General features: G+C 64.0%; 4 protein-coding genes. 2 read left to right on the forward strand and 2 right to left on the reverse strand.

All coding sequences use genetic code 11. The features are described from left to right. Both ACMO6A_RS06970 and ACMO6A_RS06975 read right to left on the reverse strand, forming a co-directional pair. The coding region (locus ACMO6A_RS06970) for a hypothetical protein (RefSeq protein WP_418470992.1) at window positions 1–191 on the reverse strand (191 nt) is incomplete at its 3' end. 88 nt (window positions 192–279) lie between these two features. Next, window positions 280–525 carry a hypothetical protein gene (locus ACMO6A_RS06975; protein WP_418470993.1) on the reverse strand — a complete coding sequence of 82 codons (246 nt, stop codon included), beginning with the start codon at window positions 523–525 and terminating at the stop codon, window positions 280–282. 271 nt (window positions 526–796) lie between these two features. Between ACMO6A_RS06975 and ACMO6A_RS06980 the strand changes: the two genes are divergently transcribed. Both ACMO6A_RS06980 and ACMO6A_RS06985 read left to right on the forward strand, forming a co-directional pair. Beyond that, window positions 797–1,315, forward strand: coding sequence for a hypothetical protein (locus tag ACMO6A_RS06980; RefSeq protein WP_065436692.1), 519 nt, complete (start codon window positions 797–799; stop codon window positions 1,313–1,315). A 10-nt stretch (window positions 1,316–1,325) separates the two neighbouring features. After that, on the forward strand, window positions 1,326–1,532 hold a 207-nt coding region (locus ACMO6A_RS06985), incomplete at its 3' end, for a hypothetical protein (RefSeq protein WP_418470994.1).

A 1,532-nucleotide genomic window follows, 5' to 3' on the forward strand; every position in this document is an offset into this window, starting at 1 on the left:
CGGAACGCATGCGCGGGCATCGGCCCGGGCTCCACACCCGCCGTCAGACAACACTGCATCCACATCGCCTCGCGCAGCGTCAACCCCGTCGCCACCGGCACCAGACCCAGACAGAACACGCCGCGACGCATGCCCTCGCCCAACCGGTGCCCTCCCTCCAACACCGGAGCATCCCCAGCCGAACCAGACATCACACCAACCTCCGACGATCAGGCCCACACACAACACGAAAGCCCGCCGGACACGCCGACGGGCCGGAAGCGAAACGACGACGGACGGTCACACCGAGCCGTCCATGCCGCCCACCAGCACGCCGACCAACACCATCGCGGCCACGCACAACACGCACAGCAGCACATTGCCCCAGAACGCGCGACGACGCTGGCGACGGCTCATCGCCACCACCTCGTCACGGAAACGGCTCCCCACATACCGGGACGACGGACGGGCCCGCAGCATCCAGAACGCGCGATACGCGAACGACGCCGCGGCCACCACCAGCAGCAACACCAGAACCGACAGCATGACACACTCTCCCAATCAGCCCGCCGACACCTGAACCGGAAAACGGAAGACGCGACGGACGGGCAAGCGGCCACGCCTCCACGGACACCACCAGCGGGACCGCCGATAACGGCCGGCGGCCACGGTGGCAGCCACGAGGACTCGGGCATGAACAGGAACGTGCCCGAGCCGGGAAACCCGGTTATCGTCAGAAAACGGAACAAGAAAAACGATCCGGGAACCGGATCCGAGGAAAACCGATACGGAAACAACGAACGGAAGGAGCAAGGGCATGGAGCAGGAACATGGCACCGATGCCGCGGCAATATGCAAGGGAGTGCTGCTGCGCGTCGGGATGGCCGCCGCCATGGCGACGGCCGTGCTGGGATTCATCTCCTACCAAGTACTGCCGCGCCTGAGGAAAACGGACTACCTGAGAATGGTCTCCGACGCGGACGCGCAAACCGCGCTGACCCTGGCACCGCTCGTCCTGCTGGCCATCTGCTGCCTATGCGTATACCCGCTGATCGGACACGGGAAAAGAAGCCGCGCGGATGCGGCGGCCGTGGCCTGCACCGTCGCCTCGTTCGTCCTTCTGGGGGCGGGAATGGTGAATATGGCGGTCGAGAAAACGGTGACCCCGCTGCTCGCGGTCTCCGTGTTCCTGTTCTGCCTCATGCTCGCCCACACGATGCTCGCCGGCATGAAGACGGCGCTCGAATGGGTCGGCCACGGCGACAAGGCGGACCCCGCACGACTCACGTTCATCTGGGGCGTGATCGTCTTCGCGGCGGGACTGATCGTTCACTAGAATCAGGAACGTGATCAGACAAATCCCCGTAGGAGAGAAAGCCACCGTCCTCGCATCCCTGGCCTACATCATCGCGCTGGCATTCTACAAGCACTGGCTGCGTTCCCAATATGATGTCATGAACGGATCTCTGATCGAACGGGCCTTCGCCACCGCCGGAAAACCCTGGTACTGGTTTTTCCTGCTGACCGGATTCGCGTTCATAATCCTGCTGGTC

Source organism: Eggerthella sp., assembly GCF_048329335.1.
GTDB classification, from domain to species: domain Bacteria; phylum Actinomycetota; class Coriobacteriia; order Coriobacteriales; family Eggerthellaceae; genus Eggerthella; species Eggerthella lenta.

Coding starts and splice junctions, on each gene's coding strand:
- ACMO6A_RS06975 (WP_418470993.1), bottom strand. CDS start 525: ATGCTGTCGGTTCTGGTGTTGCTGCTGGTGGTGGCCGCGGCGTCGTTC.
- ACMO6A_RS06980 (WP_065436692.1), top strand. CDS start 797: ATGGAGCAGGAACATGGCACCGATGCCGCGGCAATATGCAAGGGAGTG.